Consider the following 19,543-nt stretch of genomic DNA (forward strand, 5'->3'; position numbering starts at 1 on the left):
ATTCCTCTGTGTTTCGCATGTTGTAGGGAAGGGGGGAAGCCCCCCTTTTTTTATTTTCTTAGTGATAAAGTCCGGCCTCGCAGGCCAGGTGGATTAAGTGCGCCTTGTCGTGCGAGGGGTTAATGTCCAGCAGCTCGCTCACGATCTGCTTAAATTTATCGACCTCTCCCAGCCCCAGATGGCCCAGGGCGCTGACGAACAGGCAGTGCTGGAGGTGCGCCGACCGGGCGTCGCCCTCCAGCGCCACCAGGTCGGGCAGGGAGACGGCGAAGAAATCGCTCTGCACCGGGTCATCGCGATGGGCGCTGGCCCACGCGATAAAGCCTTTGAACATCTCCGCGGCCTTCTCAGCCTGGCCCGTCCTGTTAAAGGCCAGGGCCTGGTAGAAGAGGTAATCCACGGGCTGGTCGTTGTAGTAGCGACCGGCGTCAAGACTGGAGCCGCCCTTCGCGGCCTCCCGGTACGCGGCCTGGGCCTGTTCGCTCTCCCCCTGGCGCTCCGCGCACAGGCCCAGCAGATACCAGATATCGTTGTCGCTCTGGCCCGCCAGGCGGCCTTCCCCCAGGTTCAGCGGGTAGGTCAACGCCGCGCGGAGCAGCTCCCGGGCCTCCTCCAGCTGGCCCTGGTCGATGGCCGCGATGGCCCGGCGCTGCTGGTTGATCAGATATTGACCGGTCACCTTGCCTTCGCCGCCCTCCCAGGGGTGGAAGGTGCGCCCGGCCAGGATTTGCGCCGCCAGCCCGGTCTGCCCGGTAATGTTCCACAGGTTCAGCAGCTCGGCGGTGAGATCGTCACGCATCAGCGCGACGTCAACCTTGTCCGCGAGAGCCGCCAGACGGAACGCCGGCGATTTGCCGTTGATCTTATAGAGGTAGTCGCGTTCAAACAGTAGGCGGGCGTTGCCCGGCTCCAGCGCGATGGCGCGCTGCAGGGATTTTTCAGCCTGAGCGAAGTCGCCCCGCTTGTTCCACGCCCAGATGCCCATCAGACGGTGCGCGGGCGCGAAGTCCGGCATCTGCTGCAGGGTGAAGGACCAGCAGGCCACCGCGTCGCCGTAACTTTTTTTGCTGTAGCAGAAGCAGCCGAGCAGATAGCGGGCGAAGCCGTCATCGCCGAGGCTGCGCAGCATGTCCACCTCCTCAACCAGGTTCGGAAAGCGCACCCGCAGCGCAAAGTTACGCTGCGCTTCGGCCACCAGCCTGCTCTTCTCCCTGGTATCCGGGGTCAGGGCGGCGCGCCACAGCAGCGGCATGGCCTCCTGATTGTCCAGCCGCGTCAGGAGGGTCAGCGCCTCGGCCTTCATGCCGAGCGTGGTCAGCCAGGCGGCGAGTACCGATGAGTTGATGCCCCGGTTATTGGTTATGTCGATCAGCGCCTCCAGGGCGCGCTCGTCGTCGGCAACGGCGTAGCGGGCGTAGTGCAGGGCGTAGCTGAGCGGATACTCGACCAGCCGCGCGTCGATATACGCCAGCGCCGCCGCCGGATTACCTCTTTTCGCCAGCAGGAGGCCGTACAGTGCCATCGCCAGGTTATTACAGCCATTGAAGCGCAGGCTCTGCTGACAGAAGCCGAGGGCCTTAGCCGTATCGCCCGCCATTAATGCCAGGCGCGCCAGGTGATAGAACGCGGTGTCCCGGCAGTCGCCGCTCCAGCTGGACTTGAAGTAGTTGTCGTAAGCCTCTTTCAGTTTTCCCTGCTTCTCCTGCGCCGAGGCGAGCAGATGGCTGGCTTCGCCCGATTTCGGGTTCTTATTCAGCTGATGCGCCCGCTTCAGCGCGTTTTCAGCATATTTTTCCGCCTGCGGCCAGTTGGCGCGGTTGTACTCCAGGGTGGCCAGCGCCACGTTGCAGCGGTAGTCAAAGGGATCGATCTCCAGCGCCCGCAGATAGTAGTCGTACGGGGAGCGGCTGGCGCTGAGGTACTGCTCCAGGTGCTGGCCGATAAAGTACAGCTCCTCGCAGTTGGTCAGCTCGGCGGGCAGAGCCGGCGCTTTGGCGGGGGACGGCAGCGGCGTCTCCTGGGCGATATGCTCCAGGTAAGAGAGGATCTCCCGGCCTTCGCTGTCCATCAGCGTCAGGCTGAGGCGCTGGCCGTACTCGCCGCTGAGGCTGTGCAGCCACGCCTGCGCCGGCTCCAGCGACAGGTCGCTGCTCCACAGCACCTGCTCGCCGTCCCGCAGCGCCAGCGTCACGCCGCTGAGCGGTTCGATGGCGTAGACCCCGAGGCGCAGGCCGCCCTCTTCCCGCTCCAGCTTAATGGCGGCGGTGGTATTGGCGTTCTGCAGCGTGCCCAGCTGGCTGTAGGGAAGGAAGTTCTGTACGAAAACCTTCTCTTCAAAGGGGGCAAGCCAGGTGAAGTCCGGCTGGTTGTCGGTAAAGACGCCGGTCATCAGCTCGATATAGGGGCCGTTTTTATCGGTCAGGTTACGATCCCAGGCCTGGCCGAAGTCGCCGTATCCCCAGGTCCACTGCTTTTTGCCCGGCGAGACGTGGTGATCGGCCACGTGCAGCAGGCCGCCGTTCTCGCCGTGGTGCCAGGCACCGACAAAATCGTAGTCCGATTTGTCCGCCATATAGGAGGTGGGCACCGGGATATTTTTGTAGCGGGAGATATCCACGCCGGCGGAGTAATCGACCTTATAGTATTCGCCGTGGGCGATGGGGAAAGCAGAAACCGCCCGGCGGCCGTGGTCAAACACCGCGGTGACGTCCGGCGGGAAGACACTCTGATGGTCGTCGCCGCCCTTGACCGCCGGATTGGCCCACCACAGGAAGTGGCGCGGGGTGGCGTTGGGGTTAAACACCTTCCCGGTGATTTCGATAAGCGCCCTGTGGGGATAGAGGGTGAAGCCGGTCATCACCTGCAGGCCGCGCATGGGCTCCAGCTCGCCGAGCCAGACGGTGCACGCTCCGTCGTCGTGCTCCTGAACGGTCACATCCACCGGCATAAAGGTGGTCGGGCGGTGGTGCTGGGGCCAGTTAAACTCGATGCCGCCGGAAATCCACGGGCCGACCAGGCCGACCAGCGCCGGTTTTACCACCTCGTTGTAGTAAACGAAGTCGCGCTGCATCACCTTGTCCCAGGCCCGGTGGATGCGCCCGCCCAGCTCCGGCAGCAGCATCACGCGAATAAAGTCGTTCTCGATCCAGATGGCCTGGTACTCTTTGTCCTCACATTTTCCGGTGAGCGTATCGATCACTCCGTAGGGATAGACGGCACCTGACGAACCCTGATACACCCGCTTTTCCAGAAACATCGGATTGGGATCTTCTTTATCCGTCGTCCAGGTCGGTAATGTCACGCTCTCGCGTCTGACAGCGACTTTACTGTACATGCGTCTCTCCACTAAAAAATGTAAGTTAACCACCGTATAATGGCATTCTGAACGCTAATTTCTGGGGCGTAATCCAGAACGATCACGGATTACACTAAAGAGAGTTAACTGATGTTTGACGTGGGCCTGAACAACAGCCGGATGCGTCAGCTCAATAAAGAGCTGATTATGTCGCTTCTCTGGCGGGAAAAAAGGGTGACAAAATCGCAGGTTGCCAGAGCCATTGAACTCTCGATTCCTGCGGTCAGCAACATTCTGGAGGAGCTGCTGGCGGAGGGGCAGGTCTGCCATTCAGAGACGAATTTAAGCCACCGCGGCGTCGGCAGCGGCAGCTGGCTGCTGCCGACCCATACGCCCCTGACCCTGTGCCTGAACGTGACCCCGACCACCCTCGAAAGCCAGCTGGTGGATCATCAGCTTTCCGTGGTTGGCGACCTGACGAACGAGGCCGTCGACGCGCCGACGCCGACGGCGCTGCTGGAGGCAATCTCCCGGCGCTACATTCGCTGCCAGAAAGCGTTCCCCGATAAAAAGCTCCGCCTTGCGATCGCCATGCACGGCCAGGTCGATGCGGAAACCGGGGTATCGCAATATATGCCGCAGGCACCGTGGAGGGAGCCGGTGGAGGTGAAGTATATTCTCGAAGAGCGCTTAAAATGCCCGGTTATTGTGGATAATGACTGCATCATGCTGGCGCTGGCGGAGAAGTGGCAGGGCGATAACCCGCGAAAAGATTTCTGCGTGATCAACGTCGACTACGGCATCGGCTCGTCGTTTATCATCAATAACGCCATCTACCGGGGAAGCCTGTACGGAAGCGGCCAGATTGGCCATACCATCGTGGACCCCGACGGCAAGGCCTGCAGCTGCGGCAGATACGGCTGCCTGGAAACCGTCGCCTCCCTGAGCGCCATCAAGAAACAGGTGCGGACGGGCCTGAAGTTGAACGCCGGAATTACCGCTGAAGAGATTGAGCAGCTTGATACCGACCTGCTGATCGCGCTCTGGCGGCAGAAGGTGCCAATGGTGCAGCGGCTGGTGGAGGACGGGGCGAACGCCATCGGCCTCAGCCTGTATAATTTTCTTAATATCCTCAATATCAACCAGATCTGGCTCTATGGCCGCAGCTGCCGGTTCGGCGAAGCGTGGCTGGAAACCATCGTCCGGCACGTGGTCGGCGGCCCCTTCGATCCCGCCGATACCCTTAAAAAGAACGCCACCCGCATTGAGTTTGGTCAGCTAACCCGCCAGCAGCAGGTGGTGGGCATCGCCTGGCTGTACGTGGAGGAGAGCCTTAGCGCGCTGCGCGCCGGCTGACGCCGGTCACCGCCGGGGCGATGACCGGAATGCCGGCTCAGGCCCGGCTCATTTCCGCGCCGATCTCCTCCAGCGATCGGTTGCGGGTCTCCGGCACGCAAAAGACGTTCAGCAAAAACCACAGCAGGCAGCACAGGCCGTAGAGGAAGAAGGGGAAGCTGCCGTTGAACAGCCGGTTGAGCATTTCGCTGTTGGTCAGCATCGGGAAGGTTTGCGAGACGATAAAGCTGCCGGTCCAGATTAGCAGCGTCGCCCAGGACATCAGCTTATCGCGGATCATATTGGGGGCCAGTTCGGGAATGATTATCCATAATATCGGCCCCACGGTGCCGCCGAAGAACAGAATATAGACAATCATGATCGCCAGCATAAACAGGCTGGTGACCCCCATCCAGATAAGAATTCCCAGCAGGGTAATGGAAAGAAAGCAGACGAAGGAGCCGACGATCAGCAGCCTGCGGCGGCCGTACTTTTCCACCCGGTAGACGGCCCAGACGGCGGCGACAAAGAAGGCGATGCCGATAACTATCTGCTGATAGTAGGCCGTTTTTTCGCTGGCAATGCCGATATTTTCAAACAGGACGTTGCCGTAATAGAGCACGGCGTTAATGCCGCATAAGTTCGCCAGCAGCGCCATGCCCAGGATGGTCAGCGACACCCGGCGATACTTTTTTGCCAGAATGCTGGCGTCAGCGCGGCCAGCGTCGGGCTGACGAAACGTGCTTTTTATCTCGTTAATCGCCCCCTGGCTGTCGTAATCCTCGCCGTAAAGGGTGCGAAGAATGGCCCCGGCCTGCTCTTCGCGATGGTTTTTAATCAGCCAGCGCGGCGATTCGGGGAGCCAGAAGGCCAGCAGCATAAACAGGCAGCCGGGAACGGACATCGCGCCCAGCATAAAGCGCCAGCCGTACTCTGTGGCCCACTGCGGATCGCTGGCCTGGTTGGCGACCAGCGCGTTGACCAGATACACCGCGAGGATGCCGAAGGCGATCATCATCTGGTAAAAGCCCAGCGCTTTGCCGCGTATTTTTTGCGCTGCGACTTCGCCAATATAGACCGGGGCCGTCGCGGAACCCAGCCCCACGCCGATGCCGCCAACGATCCTGAAAAGAATAAACATCGTAAAGTTATAGGGGAAAGCGGTGAAAATCCCGGCGAGAAAAACCAGTACGCCGGTAATAATCAGCGCTTTCTTGCGCCCCAAAGCGTTAGTAATAAACTGGCCGCTAAAGGCACCCATCATAAACCCCAATACCACTGACGACACCGCCCAGCCGGTGCCCATGGCGTCGAGGGCGAAATAGTGGCTCAGATGCGTTATGGCACCGGCAATGACCGCCGAGTCAAAGCCATATAATAATCCGGCTACCGATGCAATGAGCGACAGCTTATAACTCATACCGTAGGTTGTATTCATTTTATTCACCCGTCACTCTTTTTTAAGTTGCGGTACGGCCCCGTTTTTAATCTTTGCCGAACGCGCCGCGTATTCCGGCAGCATTATCATCGAGTCATCAAACCAGGCGTCCGGATCGGTGCTGGCGACCAGGGCGAAATTTCCCCACGGCATCAGCGAGCCGGAGCGGAGGGTCACCCTGGCGCGGGGATAAATATCGGCTACCAGCTTCTGGTGCGGGATAGACGTAAAGTCTGCGCCGGAGCCGGTAAATATTTCCGTTACCTGCCGCAGCAGGTTGGGGTTATTTTTCGGGATCTCCTCAGCGAAAATCACGTTCTCAATAAACAGCTCCCGCCGCAGGGCGCGCAGAATAACCAGCAGATCGACGCTACCGGCGCAAAAGGCCAGGTCGATTCTGTGGTTGCCCGGCGGAATAGGGGCACCGGCGTCGGTCACTAAAATAATATCGCCGTGGCCTAAGCTGGCTAACGCTTCGGCGACCTGGGGGTGCAGAATTTTGTCAGGTCTCATTGGATTCTCCTGATAGGTTACAGAGGTGAGGTTATTTTTTTTCTATATACCAACGCCGCCAGAAAATAATAAGCGGCGGCGACAAAACTATTTTCCGTGCAGCTCCGCTTCAATTTGCTCCAGCGTTTTTCCTTTGGTTTCCGGCACCATTGCCAGCACGAAAATTAAGGCGACCAGGGAAATAGCGGCAAAAATAAAGAAGGTGTTTGCCGCGCTGATATTTTCCACCAGCAGCGGAAAAAAACGGGAAACGAAAAAGTTGCCGCCCCACAGGGCGAAAGTGGCAATTGACACCGCAATGCCGCGCACGCGGACGGGAAAGATCTCGGAAATAATCACATAGGCCACGGTGCCGTAAGAGACGGCGAAAATCGCCACGTAGGCGAGGATGCAAATCAGCAGCAGCGTGGTCTGCGCTTCGCTGGCGCGGAACAGCAACCCGGTGCAGACGAGGGAAACGGCCATCCCCGCCGAGCCAAAAATAAGCAGCGAGCGCCGCCCGACCCTGTCGATGATCCACATGGAAACCAGCGTGGCGACAACCAGCGTGATGCCGATAAGCACGGTAAAGGACATTGCGCCGCTGACGTTGGCCCCGGCCATTTTAAAAATCTCCGGCGCGTAGTAAAAAATGGCGTTGATGCCGGCGATCTGCTGGAAAAGGGCGACGCAGAAGCCAACCGCCAGCGCCCGCCGCAGGCGAGGGGTGAACAGCTCGCGCAGGCGGGGGGCGCTTTCGCTTTGCAGGGCGCGCTGAATGGCTTCCAGCTGCCCCCTGGCGGCGGCCTCGTCCGGGTTAATTTTGCGCAGGATGTCGAGGGCCTGGTCCATGCGCCCCTTGCGCGCCAGCCAGCGGGGGCTTTCCGGCACCAGCAGCAACAGCAGCAGAAAAACCCCGGCCGGGGCGATGCCGGTGGCGAAAATCACCCGCCAGCCGTATTCAACGTTCCACGCTTCGCTGGCGTAGCGGGCGATAACGGCGGAAATAGAGAAGATCGCCAGATTGCCGATGCAGTTGAACAGCTGGTTCAGCGAGACCAGCCGCCCGCGAATGTGCGCCGGGGACACCTCGGCGATATAGAGGGGCGCGACGGTGGTCTCAATGCCGATGCCGACGCCAACAATAATGCGGAACCACACCAGCATCTCCGGCGAAGCGGCGAGCGCCTCCCCCAGCACGCCAAAGATGAAGATCAGCGCCGTCAGCAGCAGCACCTTTTTTCTGCCCACCGCGTCGGAAAGCGGGCCGGCCAGCGCCACGCCGATAATACAGCCGACGATAATGGATGACGTAACCCAGCCGATGCCGTCGGCATCCAGGCTGAAGCGGCTGTGTAAAAAGCCGATCGACCCGGAGATGCTGCCGTTGTCAAAGCCGAAGAGAAATCCCCCGACGGCGGTCACGAAGGCAATTAACAGAACGTTTCGCATCCAGGCGTTGCCGGCCAGGATCGGCGTATGACTAACCATAGTTCTCTCCGTTATCGGGCGGGTGAGCGCGGCAGGGCGCGTACCGCGCAGCGCTGTTGCAGGTCAGCAAGATTCATATCGGCGGCCAGTCCGGCCGTCGGGCTGGCGGCGTTGGCCGCCCCGCAGGCCGCGGCCAGGGTAAGATGCTCCCGCCACCCGGCCCGGGGACGGGCCAGCAGACTGGCGATCAGCCCGCCGCAGTAGGCGTCCCCCGAACCGACCGGGCTGGCGGTCGCTACCTGCGGTGAGGCGATCTCGTAATCGCCGTCGGGCGTCAGCGCCAGGGTGGGGCGCTGGCCGTCGGTGATAATGACGCAGCGCACCCCCTGCGCCAGCCAGGCCTGCGGCAGGTTCTCCTCTGACGCGGCGCTTGCCTGGCGCAGCTCGTCGCGGTTGATTTTAATGATGTCCGGCAGCGCCCCGGCGGAGTGCAGCAGGGCGGGGCCGTGGGTATCCAGCAGCGTCAGCGCGCCGGTCGTGCGGGCGAGGGTTATCCAGCGCCCGTACTCGTCGGGGGGCAGGCTTTTCGCCAGCGATCCGGTGCAGATAAGCGCGTCGGCCTGCGGCAGTACCTGGGCCAGCAGGGCGTGCAGGCGCTGATGTTCAGGCGGCGTGACGGCAGGCCCGGCGGTGTTGTAGACGCTGGCCTTCTCCGGTGCCTGCACCTCGGTTACCACTTCGCAAATCCGCGTGCTGCCTGCGATCTCGCACCAGCGGCCCTCCAGCGCCTCCTGCGCCAGCAGCTCGCGACACAGCCGCCCGGTGGCACCGCCGAGAAATCCCAGCAGCAGCGGCGTCGGGCAGTCGGGCAGATGGGAATGGAGCTGGCGTATGACGCGGGCGACGTTGACGCCTTTGCCGCCCGCCAGGGTTTTGTCATCCAGCAGCCGGTGCACTTCGCCAGGCTGCTGTCTGTCAACCAGCAGCAGGCGTTCGATAGCCGTATTGAGTGAGGCGATAATAACGTTCACAGCCGATCCTCCCGGTGGGTTGCAATAAACCAGCTTTCGCGGGCGATCATGGCGGCCCCCGTGGCGACGGGTTCGTCCAGATCGCTGACGAACAGCGGCATGTTCCAGCGCCGCCGACGGTGCTCCAGCATCTCCGGACGCTGAAACAGCGAGCCCATCAGCACGGCGTCCTGGGGCAGGATCCCGCCGGTTTCGCCCATCTGCGAGAGCAGGCGAAACGCGCGGTCGGCGATATGATTCAGGGTGGCCTGGACAATGCCGGCGGGGCGGACGCCGGCGTTCAGATGGTGCAGGGAGAACAGCCCCCGCGCCTCCGCCTCGTTAACCGAAACCGAGACGGCGGAAGGGGGGGCGTCGGCGAGCAGATCCCGGAACAGCAGGTCGTAGTCGCCCTGATACAGCAGCTCCGCCAGCGTCTGGATAATTTTGCCGGAGGGCGTGGCGCAGCCCATCACAAACTCGCCCGCTTTCCAGGTGCGCTCGATATCCACCTCCAGCCGCCACGCGGCGGCGGCGTCCGGGAAGTGCGGCGTGAGCACCATCAGGTACTCAGAGGTGCCTATTGAGTCAAAGACGCTGGTGGGCTGATAATTTTGCACCGCCCACGCGCCGACGATCTGATCGTGTCCGCCGACGAAGACGCTGGCTCCGGGAGCGAGGGGCACGCCCGGCAGCGCGTCGGGGCGGATCTCCCCGCAGCGCTCGCCGGTATCCGCCATTGTCGGAAAAAGCGTCGGCGGGAAGTCCAGCCGCGCCAGCGTCGGCTCATGCAGCCGCATTGACCTGAGGTCGACGCACTGGGAGTGGGTGATCTGCGAGGTAGCCGCGCGCCACTCGCCGGTCATCTGCCACATCACGTAGCTGCCGAAGTCCACCCACAGATCGATCTGCCGCCAGAGGGCCGGATCGTGGCGGCGTATCCAGCTCAGCCGCTCAGGGCTTTGGTTGGGGCGCGAGCGCATCCCGGAAACGGCGTAGTGTGCCTCGCCGTCCAGCCACCGGTGCAGGCTGGCGTCCAGCGCCGGGTCCGGGTAGTTCTCCCACCAGGCCAGGGAGGGCCACAGCACCTTCCCGCTGCGGTCGACCGCCACCGACTCCTCCTGGCCGAAGGTGCCTACCGAGACGGCGGCCAGCGGGCCCCAGCGCCGCGCTTCGTCGCCCGAGTAGGCCTGGATCAGCGCCGAGAGATCCCGCCAGACCGCCAGCGCGTCGTGGAAGGTCAGCCCGTTGCGCTGCAAAACCGGCGTCCGGCGCTTCCTCACCGGCAAAAGCGTGCCGTCCTCGCCCATGCCGATAACTTTAAGGTGCGTGGTGCCGATATCGATACCGAGAAACCACATAGCGATTGCCCCCCGATGTGCAGGTTATAACCCCAGCTTGCCAGGATTGAGTACGCCGTTCGGATCGAGCGCCTGCTTTAATCTGCGCAGCAGCAGATGCGCGGAGCCAAGCGACTGCCGGGCATAGGGCGAGCGTACCAGGCCGCCGCCGTGGTGGTGCGACAGCTCGGCGTTATGCTCAAGGCAGATGCGCATCGTCTCGCGCCAGATGGTGCGCAGTTTCTCCACCGCTTCGGCGTCGGTCGCCTCCCGGCCGAGCAGGATCATGTACATCGAGGTGCCCTGCGGGTAGACGTGCGAAAAGTGCGACAGCACCTCGCCCGCCAGCGGCGTCAGCGCGTTATGCAGGGCGTGATAGAGGCCGGCGATGCCGTCCCAGGTGTGGGCGATTTCGATGGTTTCGGCAAACCCGCCGGGGGAGTCGAGCAGGTTCTCGACGGTGGAGAAGTCAAAGCGGCGATCCATCCATTTCAGCACCCCTTCGCTGCCGACGGACTTCCCGCCGTGGCGGTGAACGATGGCCATAAAAGCGTCCATTTCCGCCCGCGCGACGGCGTCGACGCCCTGGGTGCCGAGGAACATCACCGGCCGCTCCTGCTGCGGATTGAGCATCGCGTGGCGGGCTTCGTTGGCGTCGTACAGGCGCAGCAGGAACGGGCGCAGCCCGGCCATCGCCTGTTCGCGCATAATGGCCAGCCCCGCCTCCACCGAGGGCAGCTCCAGGGAATCAAAAAGGCGGGTCTGGGGCAGCGGGAAGATCTTCAGCTGCACCGAGGTGACGATGCCCAGCGTGCCCTCCGCGCCGATAAACAGCTGGCGGAGATCCGGCCCCATCGCCGCGCGCGGCGACGCCTTCAGGCGGATTTTTTCGCCGGTGGCGAGGATCGCCGTATAGGCGGTGATCAGATCCTCAATGCCGCCGTAATAAGAGGAGAACTGCCCGGTCGCCAGCGTCGAGAGCCAGCCGCCGACGCTGGACTGATACAGCGACTGCGGCGAATGGCCGAGGGTCCAGCCCATCTGCTGCAGCTCGTCCTCCAGCTGGCCGCCGTTATAGCCGGCGGAAACCTCGACGGTCAGGTTCGTGGTATTGATATCGCGATATTGGGTCATGGCGGTCAGGTCCAGTACGATACCGCCGCGGGTGGGCAGCGGCTGGCCGGTCACCGAGGAGGCCAGCGCCCTGGGAGTGACCGGCACGTCGTGCGCCGTCGCCAGCGCCAGCACCTGCTGAATCTGCTGTTCCTCAGTGACCTTCACCACCACGTCGGCCTGGTAGTCATGGCAGCCCAGACGCCGGAGCTTGGTGGAGAGCGGCCAGGTATCATGGCTGGAGTCCCGCAGCGTGTCGCGATCGGTAAGAACCTGCGATTCGGGTAGGGCGGCTTTCAGGGCGGCGATCAGGTGAGAAATGTCAGACATACAAACTCCTGCATTGACGAAGGTAATGGAATATTCTGGCGCTGTGATCGGCTTCAAAAGGCCCGTGGGATAAGTCATTGACAGCGCATTTGCGGCTAATATACGATCAATTTGCAGAAAGCTGCAAATTGCATTTTTTGGTTTTTCTCAACTTTGTGAAGGAGAGCAAGATGGATACCCGAACCGGTAAAGCCGTTCGCTTAGGACGCCTCTTACGCCCGGAAACGGGACGCGCGGTGGTGGTTGCCGCCTCCCACGGCGTCATGGCTGGCCCGCCCTCAGGGCTGAAAACCCGCGATGAGATTGAAAGCGTATTTGCGCAGCTGCGCGCCGCGGACGGCGTGATGGTCTCCCCTGGCATGATCCCGCTGGTGGAGAAGACCTTTATCGGCCGTGATCGCCCCGGCTTCGTGCTGCATCTTGACTGGAAAAACCACGCGCGGGGCATTTACACGCCGGGGAAAGATGGCCGGGGTGAGGGCGTACTGGCGCAGTTGGCGGAAATCAGCGACGTGGCCGCCTGTGGCATCGACGCCGTGATGACCTACATGTACCTCGGCCAGAAGGACACCGCCCTGGAGCAGGCGGAAATCGCCCGCAATACCCATATCGTCCGCGAATGCGAGCGGCACGGGATCGCGGTGATTATTGAGCCGCGCTCGGCGCTGGAAGGCGTCGATCCCGACGCCCTCAGCGCAAAGGTAATGAGCATGTACTGCCGCATCGCGGCGGATATCGGGGCGGACCTGGTGAAGGCCCTGTGGCCCGGCTCGGTGGAGGATTTTGCTGCCGTAACAAGCACCTGTTATACTCCGGTGCTGCTCGCGGGCGGTGCCGGCGGTGAGGATCCGCAATCTACGCTGCAGCTGGCGGCGGACGCCATGCGGGCGGGGGCTAAAGGGGTAATGTTTGGTCGACGTATTTTCCGGGCGCAGCAGCCTGCCGCGGTGCTTCGCGCCCTCCATGCCGTCGTGCATGAGGATCGGAGCGTCGAACGGGCGTTGCAGTTTCTGGAACGGTAAGAGTCGGCGGAAACCATGACGGTTATTGCGCGTGATGCGAAGCAGCTTTCTCCGGTAGCATTTATTGCCCGCACGATTATTACGCTCGGCCTGTCCGGGCGTCTTCCTACCACCTCCTGGTTCCAGGAGGTGCTGGAGATCGGCTCCGGTACGGTCCAGAAAGCGCTGCAGGAGCTGAAAAAGTCCGGCGCGGTCACGCTTGTCTCCCGGGGCCATCAGGGAACCTTTGTGGTGGCCTGGAACTTTGCGCTGCTGTGGAGCGCCGCGCGTATCCCCCCGGTTCATATGCTGCTGCCCCCCAGAGGCTCCCTTGAAGCGACGCAGGTCGCCTCGGCGCTGGTCGAACAGTGCGGCCGCTGGGGCGCGATCGCCACCGTCGGCTATCTGCGCGGCGCGCGCTCCCGGCTGGCGGCGTTCGCCAGGGACGAAGCGGATATTGTCCTGCTCTCCTCCGGCTCCGCGCAGATGCTGATGGCGCACGCGATGGAAGAGGGCTATGCGCTGTTTGAGGTGGGCCACGGCAGCTACTATCGCCCTGACAGCCTGGTGGTAGTGGAAAAAACCGAAGCGCTCGCCAGGGCGCGGCCGCGCGTCGGCATCGACTTTCACTCCAGCGATCATCAGCGGCTGACCCACGCGCAGTTTCCTGAATCCCGGTACGAGTACGTTGAAATCGATTTTACCCTCCTGCCGAGGGCGGTGTTTCTCGGCGAGATCGACACCGGCGTCTGGCATCAGGAGCCTTCACTGATCCCGCTGGAGAAGATCGGCCTGCGGATCCGCCCGTTAGACAACCCCGACGCCCTGAGAATGGCGGAATCCATCTCCAGCGCCGTGCTGGTGGCGCATACGGCATCCCCGGTGGCCCGGCTCCTGCAGCTGATTGATTTCGATGAAGTGAAAAAACAGGCCGCGCTGCCGTTGAACGCCCCGGACGCCACGCTTGCCTGCGTCCCCGATACCCTGCGCTTTCGCTGAGCCGGGCGCGGCGTTTTTCGCTCCGTCCGGGCCGTGCGTTATGCTAAAAGAGGTGGCGCGTGGCGACAGCGTGCTGAAGCCGTCTACCGATCAAGCGAGGGACAAAATGGAAATACGTGAAGGGCATAACAAGTTCTACGTTAACGATGCGGCGGGCAGCCCGGTGGCCGAGATTGTCTATGTGCCGACGGGCGACAATCTGATCGTTATTGAGCACACCGGGGTGGACGCCAGCCTGAAGGGGCAGGGCGTGGGTAAGCTGCTGGTGGCGAAGGTGGTAGAGAAAATGCGCCGCGAGCGGCGGAAAATTATTCCGCTCTGCCCGTTTGCGAAGCATGAGTTCGACAAAACCCGCGACTATGACGACGTTCGCGCCTGAGGCCCGGCAGAACCGGGGCGATAAAAGCGGGGGAGACGCGCGCCCCGGGCGCTCCTCAGCGCACAATCCCCAGCCAGCCATGAATCCCCATATACAGGCCCACGCAGGCGATCAGCAGGCTGGAGGCGTAGGGCGCTCTGCGCGCCAGCGCGTTAAGGCCGTCCCAGCGCTTCGCCGCCTGGCGAACGCCAATCGCCGCGCCGACCCCCACCGCCACCAGGGTGATGGCCAGCCCGAGACTAAAGCAGAGCACCAGGGTGGCCCCCAGGGTGAACGCCTTCAGCTGGAGGCAGATCAGCAGAACGGTGATGGCGGCCGGGCAGGGGATCAGCCCGCCGGTCAGGCCGAAGAGTAAAATCTGCCCGTTCGTGGCTGTTCCGCCGTGAAAGCGGCGCTGGATCTCGTCGGCGTGCGCCCGCTCGTGGGCATCCTGATACTCCCGTCCCCCTTCCGCCCCCTGGCCCTGGTGAGGGTGGTCGTGATGATGATCGTCATGCTCATGACGATCGTGGTGGTCATGATGGTGCATCTCCGCCAGCCAGCCCCGCTCGCCGCGCCGGGTCTGCCGGAACATCCACCCGGCGGTAGCGAGAATAATAAGCGCGGAAACGAGCTGCAGCCACGGCTCCACCGACTCCGCCGTGAAGGCCCGACTAAGGGACATCCCGCCCAGCGCGATCAGCCAGACCACCGCCGTGTGGGAGAGGGTCGCCGCCAGCCCCAGCATAACGGCCTGCCGGACGGTGCCCTTAATGGCGATAATGAACGCCGCCATCATGGTCTTGGAGTGGCCCGGCTCCAGCCCGTGCAGCACGCCCAGTAAAATTGCGCCGGGAATAAAAAACCAGGCGTTGCCCTGTTGAAGCAGCGTTGTGAATTCACCCATGATAATGATGCTTCGTTAAGTTGTTTGTCCGGATTCTACTCCCCCCTAGTACCGAATACTACCCCCCAGTAGAATCGCAGTGCTATAATTCTCCACAATTTTTTGTTAATGAGGTATTGCCGTGCCGCATACGATTCGGGATAAGCAAAAGCTTAAGGCGCGCGCCAGCAAGATTCAGGGGCAGGTGACGGCGCTGAAGAAAATGCTCGACGAGCCGCATGAATGCGCGGCGGTGCTGCAGCAGATCGCGGCGATCCGCGGGGCGGTAAACGGCCTGATGCGCGAGGTGATTAAGGGGCATCTGACCGAACATATCGTTCATCAGAACGACGAGGAGAAGCGCGAAGAGGATCTGGACGTGGTGCTGAAGGTGCTGGACTCCTACATTAAATAGCCACCCGGCGGGCTAAACGGCCCGCCGGGGCCGGTTAGCCGGAAAACATCACCGAGACGCACAGCAGGCCCACGATCAGGGTGATCAGGTTACCTGCCGAGCGGTACGGCTTCAGTGCGGGAATGATCCAGGTCGACAGCGTCGGCATAATAAACAGGATCATGGCGATAAGCGGCCCGCTGATGGCGTAAATCATCGAGATGGCGTTCGGGTTGATGCAGCAGATGATAAAGGCGATCGTGGAAACCAGCGCGATCGCCAGCGCCCGGTTAAAGGCGCGGCTTTTTTTCACCCCGGCCTGCGCCAGCCCGGTTTTGACCATCTCGGTTGCCCCCTCAATCACGCCAAACCAGGTGCCGAGAAATGACTTCGACATGGCGATCACCGCCACGATAATCCCCGAAACCGAGAGCCACCCGGGCGCGTTGGGCATCATCGACAGCGCGGAGAGAATGGTCACCCCCTCGCGCTTCGCCGCCTCAATGAAGACGGGCGGAATAGAGAGCAGGCAGCTGAACACAAAGAACAGCACGCTCAGGCAGATGATCAGGTAGGCCACCCTCATGATTTTTTTGCATTTATCCATAGCCTGTTCGCCGTACTTCTCGCGCCGATCGATGGCGAACGTGGAGATGATAGGCGTATGGCTAAAAGCAAAAACCATCACCGGAATGGAGATCCAGACCTGATGAAGGGTATGTGAGTTAACGACCATCTGCCCGGTCAGTAGCTCTGGCTGCCAGCTGCCGATCAGCCAGAGCGAAAGAAACAGAAAATAGGCGATAAGCGGGAAGACCAGAAAGCCCATCACGCGGATTGTCGCATGGCGACCCATCAGGAAGATCAGGTTGAGGGTCAGCACCACCCCGAGGCTTACCAGCATCCGCAGCCGGAGATCGACCTGCATATGCCGGGCCAGCTGCTCCGTCAGCGAGTTAGTGATGGCTACCGCATAGATAAGCACCACCACGAAGAAGGCGAGGAAGTAGAGGGCGGTGATCAGGCTACCGATTTTTTTACCGTAATAGTAAGTCACCGCGCCGGTGATCCCTTCGCCCGCCGAGGTTTTTGCGGAGAGGATAAACTGGCACAGGGCCCGGTGCGGCCACCAGGTGAGCGGCCAGGCGACCAGCGCGGTGATAAACAGCACGATCGGCCCCGCCGAACCGAGCTGGACGGGGAGAAAAAGGGTTCCCGCGCCAACGGCCGTCCCATACAACGCGAAGCTCCATAGAGTTTCTTCTTTTGACCAAATTTTCGACATTATTTGAATGTATCAACTATAAAATAAACAAAAAGAAGTGCAATTTATCATAAATTAGCCTTTTTCTGGGAGTATTAAACCGCTGACAGAGGCGGCAGATCGGGCAGGATAACGCGCAAGGCGTCGCCCTGCCGGGCTGGTGCCGGGTTCGCCCCGTCCTGATAACGCCTTTCTGGCTCACCCTCAACGCCGTGCCGGTTAAGCCGGACCCGCCCGCGCCGGCGGTGGACATCCTTTGTGATAACAATCACCCTTTTTAAAACATTCACGCTAACAATATTTACCGATGCTTTACTATTGCGCTGTCTTTTTGCACAGAGGTCGTAATGAAAGAGGTGGTAATAGTGGGGGCGCTGCGAACGCCTATCGGTTGCTTTCAGGGCACGCTGTCCCGTCACTCCGCCGTTGAGCTGGGTAGCCTGGTGATCGGTGCGCTGATGGCGCGCACCGGGGTGGACGCCCGCGCCGTTGATGAAGTGATCCTCGGCCAGGTGCTGACCGCCGGTGCCGGGCAGAATCCGGCGCGTCAGTCGGCCATCCGGGGTGGTTTGCCCAATACGGTTTCTGCTATCACCATTAACGACGTCTGCGGGTCCGGGCTGAAGGCGCTGCATCTGGCGACCCAGGCCATCCAGTGCGGCGAGGCGGACATCGTAATCGCCGGCGGCCAGGAAAACATGAGCCGGGCACCGCACGTTTTAGCCGACGCCCGGTCCGGCGGCGGCCAGCTGATTGACAGCCTGGTGCACGACGGGCTGTGGGACGCCTTTAATGACTATCACATCGGGGTGACGGCCGAAAATCTGGCCCGCGAGTATGACATCAGCCGTGAGCTGCAGGATTCGTATGCGCTTCGCTCCTGGCAAAAGGCGCGGGCGGCGATAGAGGCCGGGCGCTTCCGCGATGAGATTGTGCCGGTAGCCATCCGCCGGGACGGGGAGACGCTGCTGGTGGATACCGATGAGCAGCCGCGCGCCGACGCCAGCGCCGAAGGGCTGGCCCGCCTCTCCCCCGCCTACGACGCGCTGGGTTCGGTGACCGCAGGCAACGCCTCGACGATCAACGACGGGGCGGCGGCGGTAATGATGATGAGCGAGGCAAAGGCGCAGGCGCTGGGTCTGCCGACGCTGGCGCGCATTCGCGCCTTCGCAAGCGTTGGCGTCGATCCGGCGCTGATGGGGATTGCGCCGGTCTACGCCACCCGACGCTGCCTTGAGCGGGCGGGCTGGCAGCTGGCGGAGGTCGATCTTATCGAGGCTAACGAAGCCTTCGCCGCCCAGGCGCTTTCGGTTGGTAAGATGCTTGAGTGGGACGAGCAGCGGGTCAACGTCAACGGCGGGGCCATCGCCCTTGGTCATCCGGTGGGTGCCTCCGGCTGCCGGATACTGGTCTCGCTGGTGCATGAAATGGTCAAACGCAATGCGCGAAAAGGGCTGGCGACCCTGTGCATTGGCGGCGGGCAGGGCGTGGCTCTGGCCATCGATCGCGATTAACACACTTTCCGGCGCGCTGCGCCGTTATTTCCCCGGCCCGCTGTGCCGGGAGCAGGCTTACCGCCTGTTCCTGGCGATAATCTCAGCCCTCCTGTCCGTTACTAAGCGCCTGGTGGGCCAGGCGCTTAGTCCGCAATCACGCCTGGCTGCGGCGTTCCGCGCTGCCCGTGCGCGACATTTCTGCGTTGGGGAGCAGATGAGATTCATTCGTCCTGCCGGTGGACAGATAATATCCTAAGCAATAATTACCGTGGGTATTATCCGCCATAAAATCCCGGTGTGGAGGCATCGGTTTTTCCCGAAATCTTTATAAGCTCTTTCTTAATGAAAGCCTGATTACAGGAGGCTCTGTTATATTAAAAATAAAATGTGATCGAACCCGTTATTTTTTATCCCGTGACGCTTGTTTATTTGATGCGTATCACGCCGTGGGGGTCCGTTTTTTTTGAAACAAATATTTACGATCGCGATCACTAAAATGATGCCATCTAAAAAAATAAAATAACATTCCATAAAAAAGAAACGCTATTTTAATTTGAGGGTGGTGTATGTTTAAAAAAGCTCTGGGAGTGGCGGCTTTAATTGGCGCGTCGTTCGTCGCTCAGGCGGTTACCGTTGATTTACGTCACGAATATATCGACAGCGGGGCTAATGCCGACCGCGTGTCAGTCTCTCACCGTTTTGCCAACGGCGTTGGTTTCTCCGTTGAGGCAAAATGGAAATCCGGCGGCGATAAGGCCGATCGGCCTTTTTCCGACACGGTGGGCAATGGTCACGAAGATTCACTGAGCTGGCGCTGGAAGGCCACGGAAAATATAGCAATTACGCCTGCGTTTACCCTGGAGAGCAACGACAGCCGGACGATTTACAAGCCAAATATTCACCTGCAGTACAGCTTTGATAACGGCCTGTACGCGGCGGCGCGCTATCGCTATGAATATACCCGCTATCCGTCAAGTGATAATAAAGACGATGATAAAGTTAACCGTGGCGATGCCTGGGTGGGCTGGGTGCTTGGCGACTGGCGCACCGAGCTGAACTATGTTTATGCAAAAAGCAGCGAAGGACAACCGCGCAATAATAATAAAACCTGGTCTACGGAATATAACGCCAGGCTGGCCTATAAATGGGATAAAAACTGGGCACCGTATGCGGAAATCGGCAACGTGGGGGTAAAAACCTCCGACGAGCGGCAGACCCGTTTTCGCGTAGGCGTCGCCTATTCCTTCTGATACCGATAAGACGCGAGCTGGCCCCGATACGCGGCGAGCCGCACAGTTAAGAAACTGAGATTGCCCTGTTTCATGGTTTGCCCCGGTTCCTGGCCGGGGCTTTTTTTCTTT

Annotated in this window: 16 protein-coding genes; 7 read left to right on the forward strand and 9 right to left on the reverse strand. The window is 61.2% G+C overall.

The window, feature by feature from the left end:
- Positions 1-58: 58 nt before the first annotated feature.
- Complete coding sequence (locus tag GJV78_RS03100) at positions 59-3,334, reverse strand: tetratricopeptide repeat protein (protein ID WP_155106949.1); 3,276 nt, start codon at positions 3,332-3,334, stop codon at positions 59-61.
- Between the two features lie 111 nt (positions 3,335-3,445).
- Here GJV78_RS03100 and GJV78_RS03105 point away from each other — a divergent pair, with 111 nt between their 5' ends.
- Positions 3,446-4,651 carry an ROK family protein gene (locus GJV78_RS03105; RefSeq protein WP_155106950.1) on the forward strand — a complete coding sequence of 402 codons (1,206 nt, stop codon included), beginning with the start codon at positions 3,446-3,448 and terminating at the stop codon, positions 4,649-4,651.
- Positions 4,652-4,688: 37 nt separating this feature from the next.
- Here GJV78_RS03105 and GJV78_RS03110 read toward each other — a convergent pair whose 3' ends face one another.
- The 6 genes from GJV78_RS03110 to GJV78_RS03135 all read right to left on the reverse strand — a co-directional run bounded on the left by GJV78_RS03110 (position 4,689) and on the right by GJV78_RS03135 (position 11,784).
- Entirely contained in the window at positions 4,689-6,068 is a 1,380-nt protein-coding gene (locus GJV78_RS03110) for a sugar porter family MFS transporter (RefSeq protein ID WP_155106951.1), read from the reverse strand.
- 12 nt (positions 6,069-6,080) lie between these two features.
- Positions 6,081-6,581, reverse strand: a complete 501-nt coding sequence (locus GJV78_RS03115) for an RbsD/FucU domain-containing protein (RefSeq protein ID WP_155106952.1) — start codon at positions 6,579-6,581, stop codon at positions 6,081-6,083.
- Between the two features lie 87 nt (positions 6,582-6,668).
- Positions 6,669-8,051 (reverse strand): sugar porter family MFS transporter, encoded by a 1,383-nt coding sequence (locus tag GJV78_RS03120; RefSeq protein WP_155106953.1) that lies wholly within the window; start codon positions 8,049-8,051, stop codon positions 6,669-6,671.
- An 11-nt stretch (positions 8,052-8,062) separates the two neighbouring features.
- Entirely contained in the window at positions 8,063-9,022 is a 960-nt protein-coding gene (locus GJV78_RS03125; RefSeq protein ID WP_167519345.1) for a 1-phosphofructokinase family hexose kinase, read from the reverse strand.
- A complete protein-coding gene (locus tag GJV78_RS03130; RefSeq protein ID WP_155106955.1) occupies positions 9,019-10,362 on the reverse strand; it encodes an FGGY-family carbohydrate kinase in 1,344 nt (447 codons plus the stop codon). The genes GJV78_RS03125 and GJV78_RS03130 overlap by 4 nt, the downstream gene beginning before the upstream one ends.
- Positions 10,363-10,386: 24 nt before the next feature.
- Positions 10,387-11,784: an FAD-binding oxidoreductase gene (locus tag GJV78_RS03135; RefSeq protein WP_155106956.1), complete on the reverse strand. Its 1,398-nt coding sequence runs from the start codon at positions 11,782-11,784 to the stop codon at positions 10,387-10,389.
- A gap of 170 nt (positions 11,785-11,954) precedes the next feature.
- Between GJV78_RS03135 and GJV78_RS03140 the strand changes: the two genes are divergently transcribed.
- The 3 genes from GJV78_RS03140 to GJV78_RS03150 are packed head-to-tail and all read left to right on the forward strand — an operon-like array spanning position 11,955 to position 14,163.
- Entirely contained in the window at positions 11,955-12,806 is an 852-nt protein-coding gene (locus GJV78_RS03140) for a class I fructose-bisphosphate aldolase (RefSeq protein ID WP_155106957.1), read from the forward strand.
- A 15-nt stretch (positions 12,807-12,821) separates the two neighbouring features.
- On the forward strand, positions 12,822-13,784 hold the full coding sequence (locus GJV78_RS03145; protein ID WP_155106958.1) for a YhfZ family protein: 963 nt from the start codon (positions 12,822-12,824) through the stop codon (positions 13,782-13,784).
- A 40-nt stretch (positions 13,785-13,824) separates the two neighbouring features.
- Positions 13,825-14,163, forward strand: a complete 339-nt coding sequence (locus tag GJV78_RS03150) for a GNAT family N-acetyltransferase (RefSeq protein ID WP_330998777.1) — start codon at positions 13,825-13,827, stop codon at positions 14,161-14,163.
- A gap of 55 nt (positions 14,164-14,218) precedes the next feature.
- Here GJV78_RS03150 and GJV78_RS03155 read toward each other — a convergent pair whose 3' ends face one another.
- Positions 14,219-15,049: a nickel/cobalt efflux protein RcnA gene (locus tag GJV78_RS03155; protein WP_155106960.1), complete on the reverse strand. Its 831-nt coding sequence runs from the start codon at positions 15,047-15,049 to the stop codon at positions 14,219-14,221.
- Between the two features lie 121 nt (positions 15,050-15,170).
- Here GJV78_RS03155 and rcnR point away from each other — a divergent pair, with 121 nt between their 5' ends.
- On the forward strand, positions 15,171-15,443 hold the full coding sequence (gene rcnR, locus GJV78_RS03160; protein ID WP_167519346.1) for a Ni(II)/Co(II)-binding transcriptional repressor RcnR: 273 nt from the start codon (positions 15,171-15,173) through the stop codon (positions 15,441-15,443).
- Positions 15,444-15,477: 34 nt separating this feature from the next.
- Here the strand turns inward: rcnR and GJV78_RS03165 are convergent, their stop codons facing one another.
- Positions 15,478-16,707 (reverse strand): amino acid permease, encoded by a 1,230-nt coding sequence (locus GJV78_RS03165; RefSeq protein WP_155106961.1) that lies wholly within the window; start codon positions 16,705-16,707, stop codon positions 15,478-15,480.
- 326 nt (positions 16,708-17,033) lie between these two features.
- On the opposite strand from GJV78_RS03165, the gene GJV78_RS03170 reads away from it, so the two are divergent.
- Both GJV78_RS03170 and GJV78_RS03175 read left to right on the forward strand, forming a co-directional pair.
- Positions 17,034-18,200 carry an acetyl-CoA C-acetyltransferase gene (locus GJV78_RS03170; RefSeq protein ID WP_155106962.1) on the forward strand — a complete coding sequence of 389 codons (1,167 nt, stop codon included), beginning with the start codon at positions 17,034-17,036 and terminating at the stop codon, positions 18,198-18,200.
- Between the two features lie 548 nt (positions 18,201-18,748).
- A complete protein-coding gene (locus GJV78_RS03175; protein ID WP_155106963.1) occupies positions 18,749-19,432 on the forward strand; it encodes a carbohydrate porin in 684 nt (227 codons plus the stop codon).
- Positions 19,433-19,543: the final 111 nt, after the last annotated feature.

Source organism: Intestinirhabdus alba (assembly GCF_009711095.1).
GTDB classification, from domain to species: domain Bacteria; phylum Pseudomonadota; class Gammaproteobacteria; order Enterobacterales; family Enterobacteriaceae; genus Intestinirhabdus; species Intestinirhabdus alba.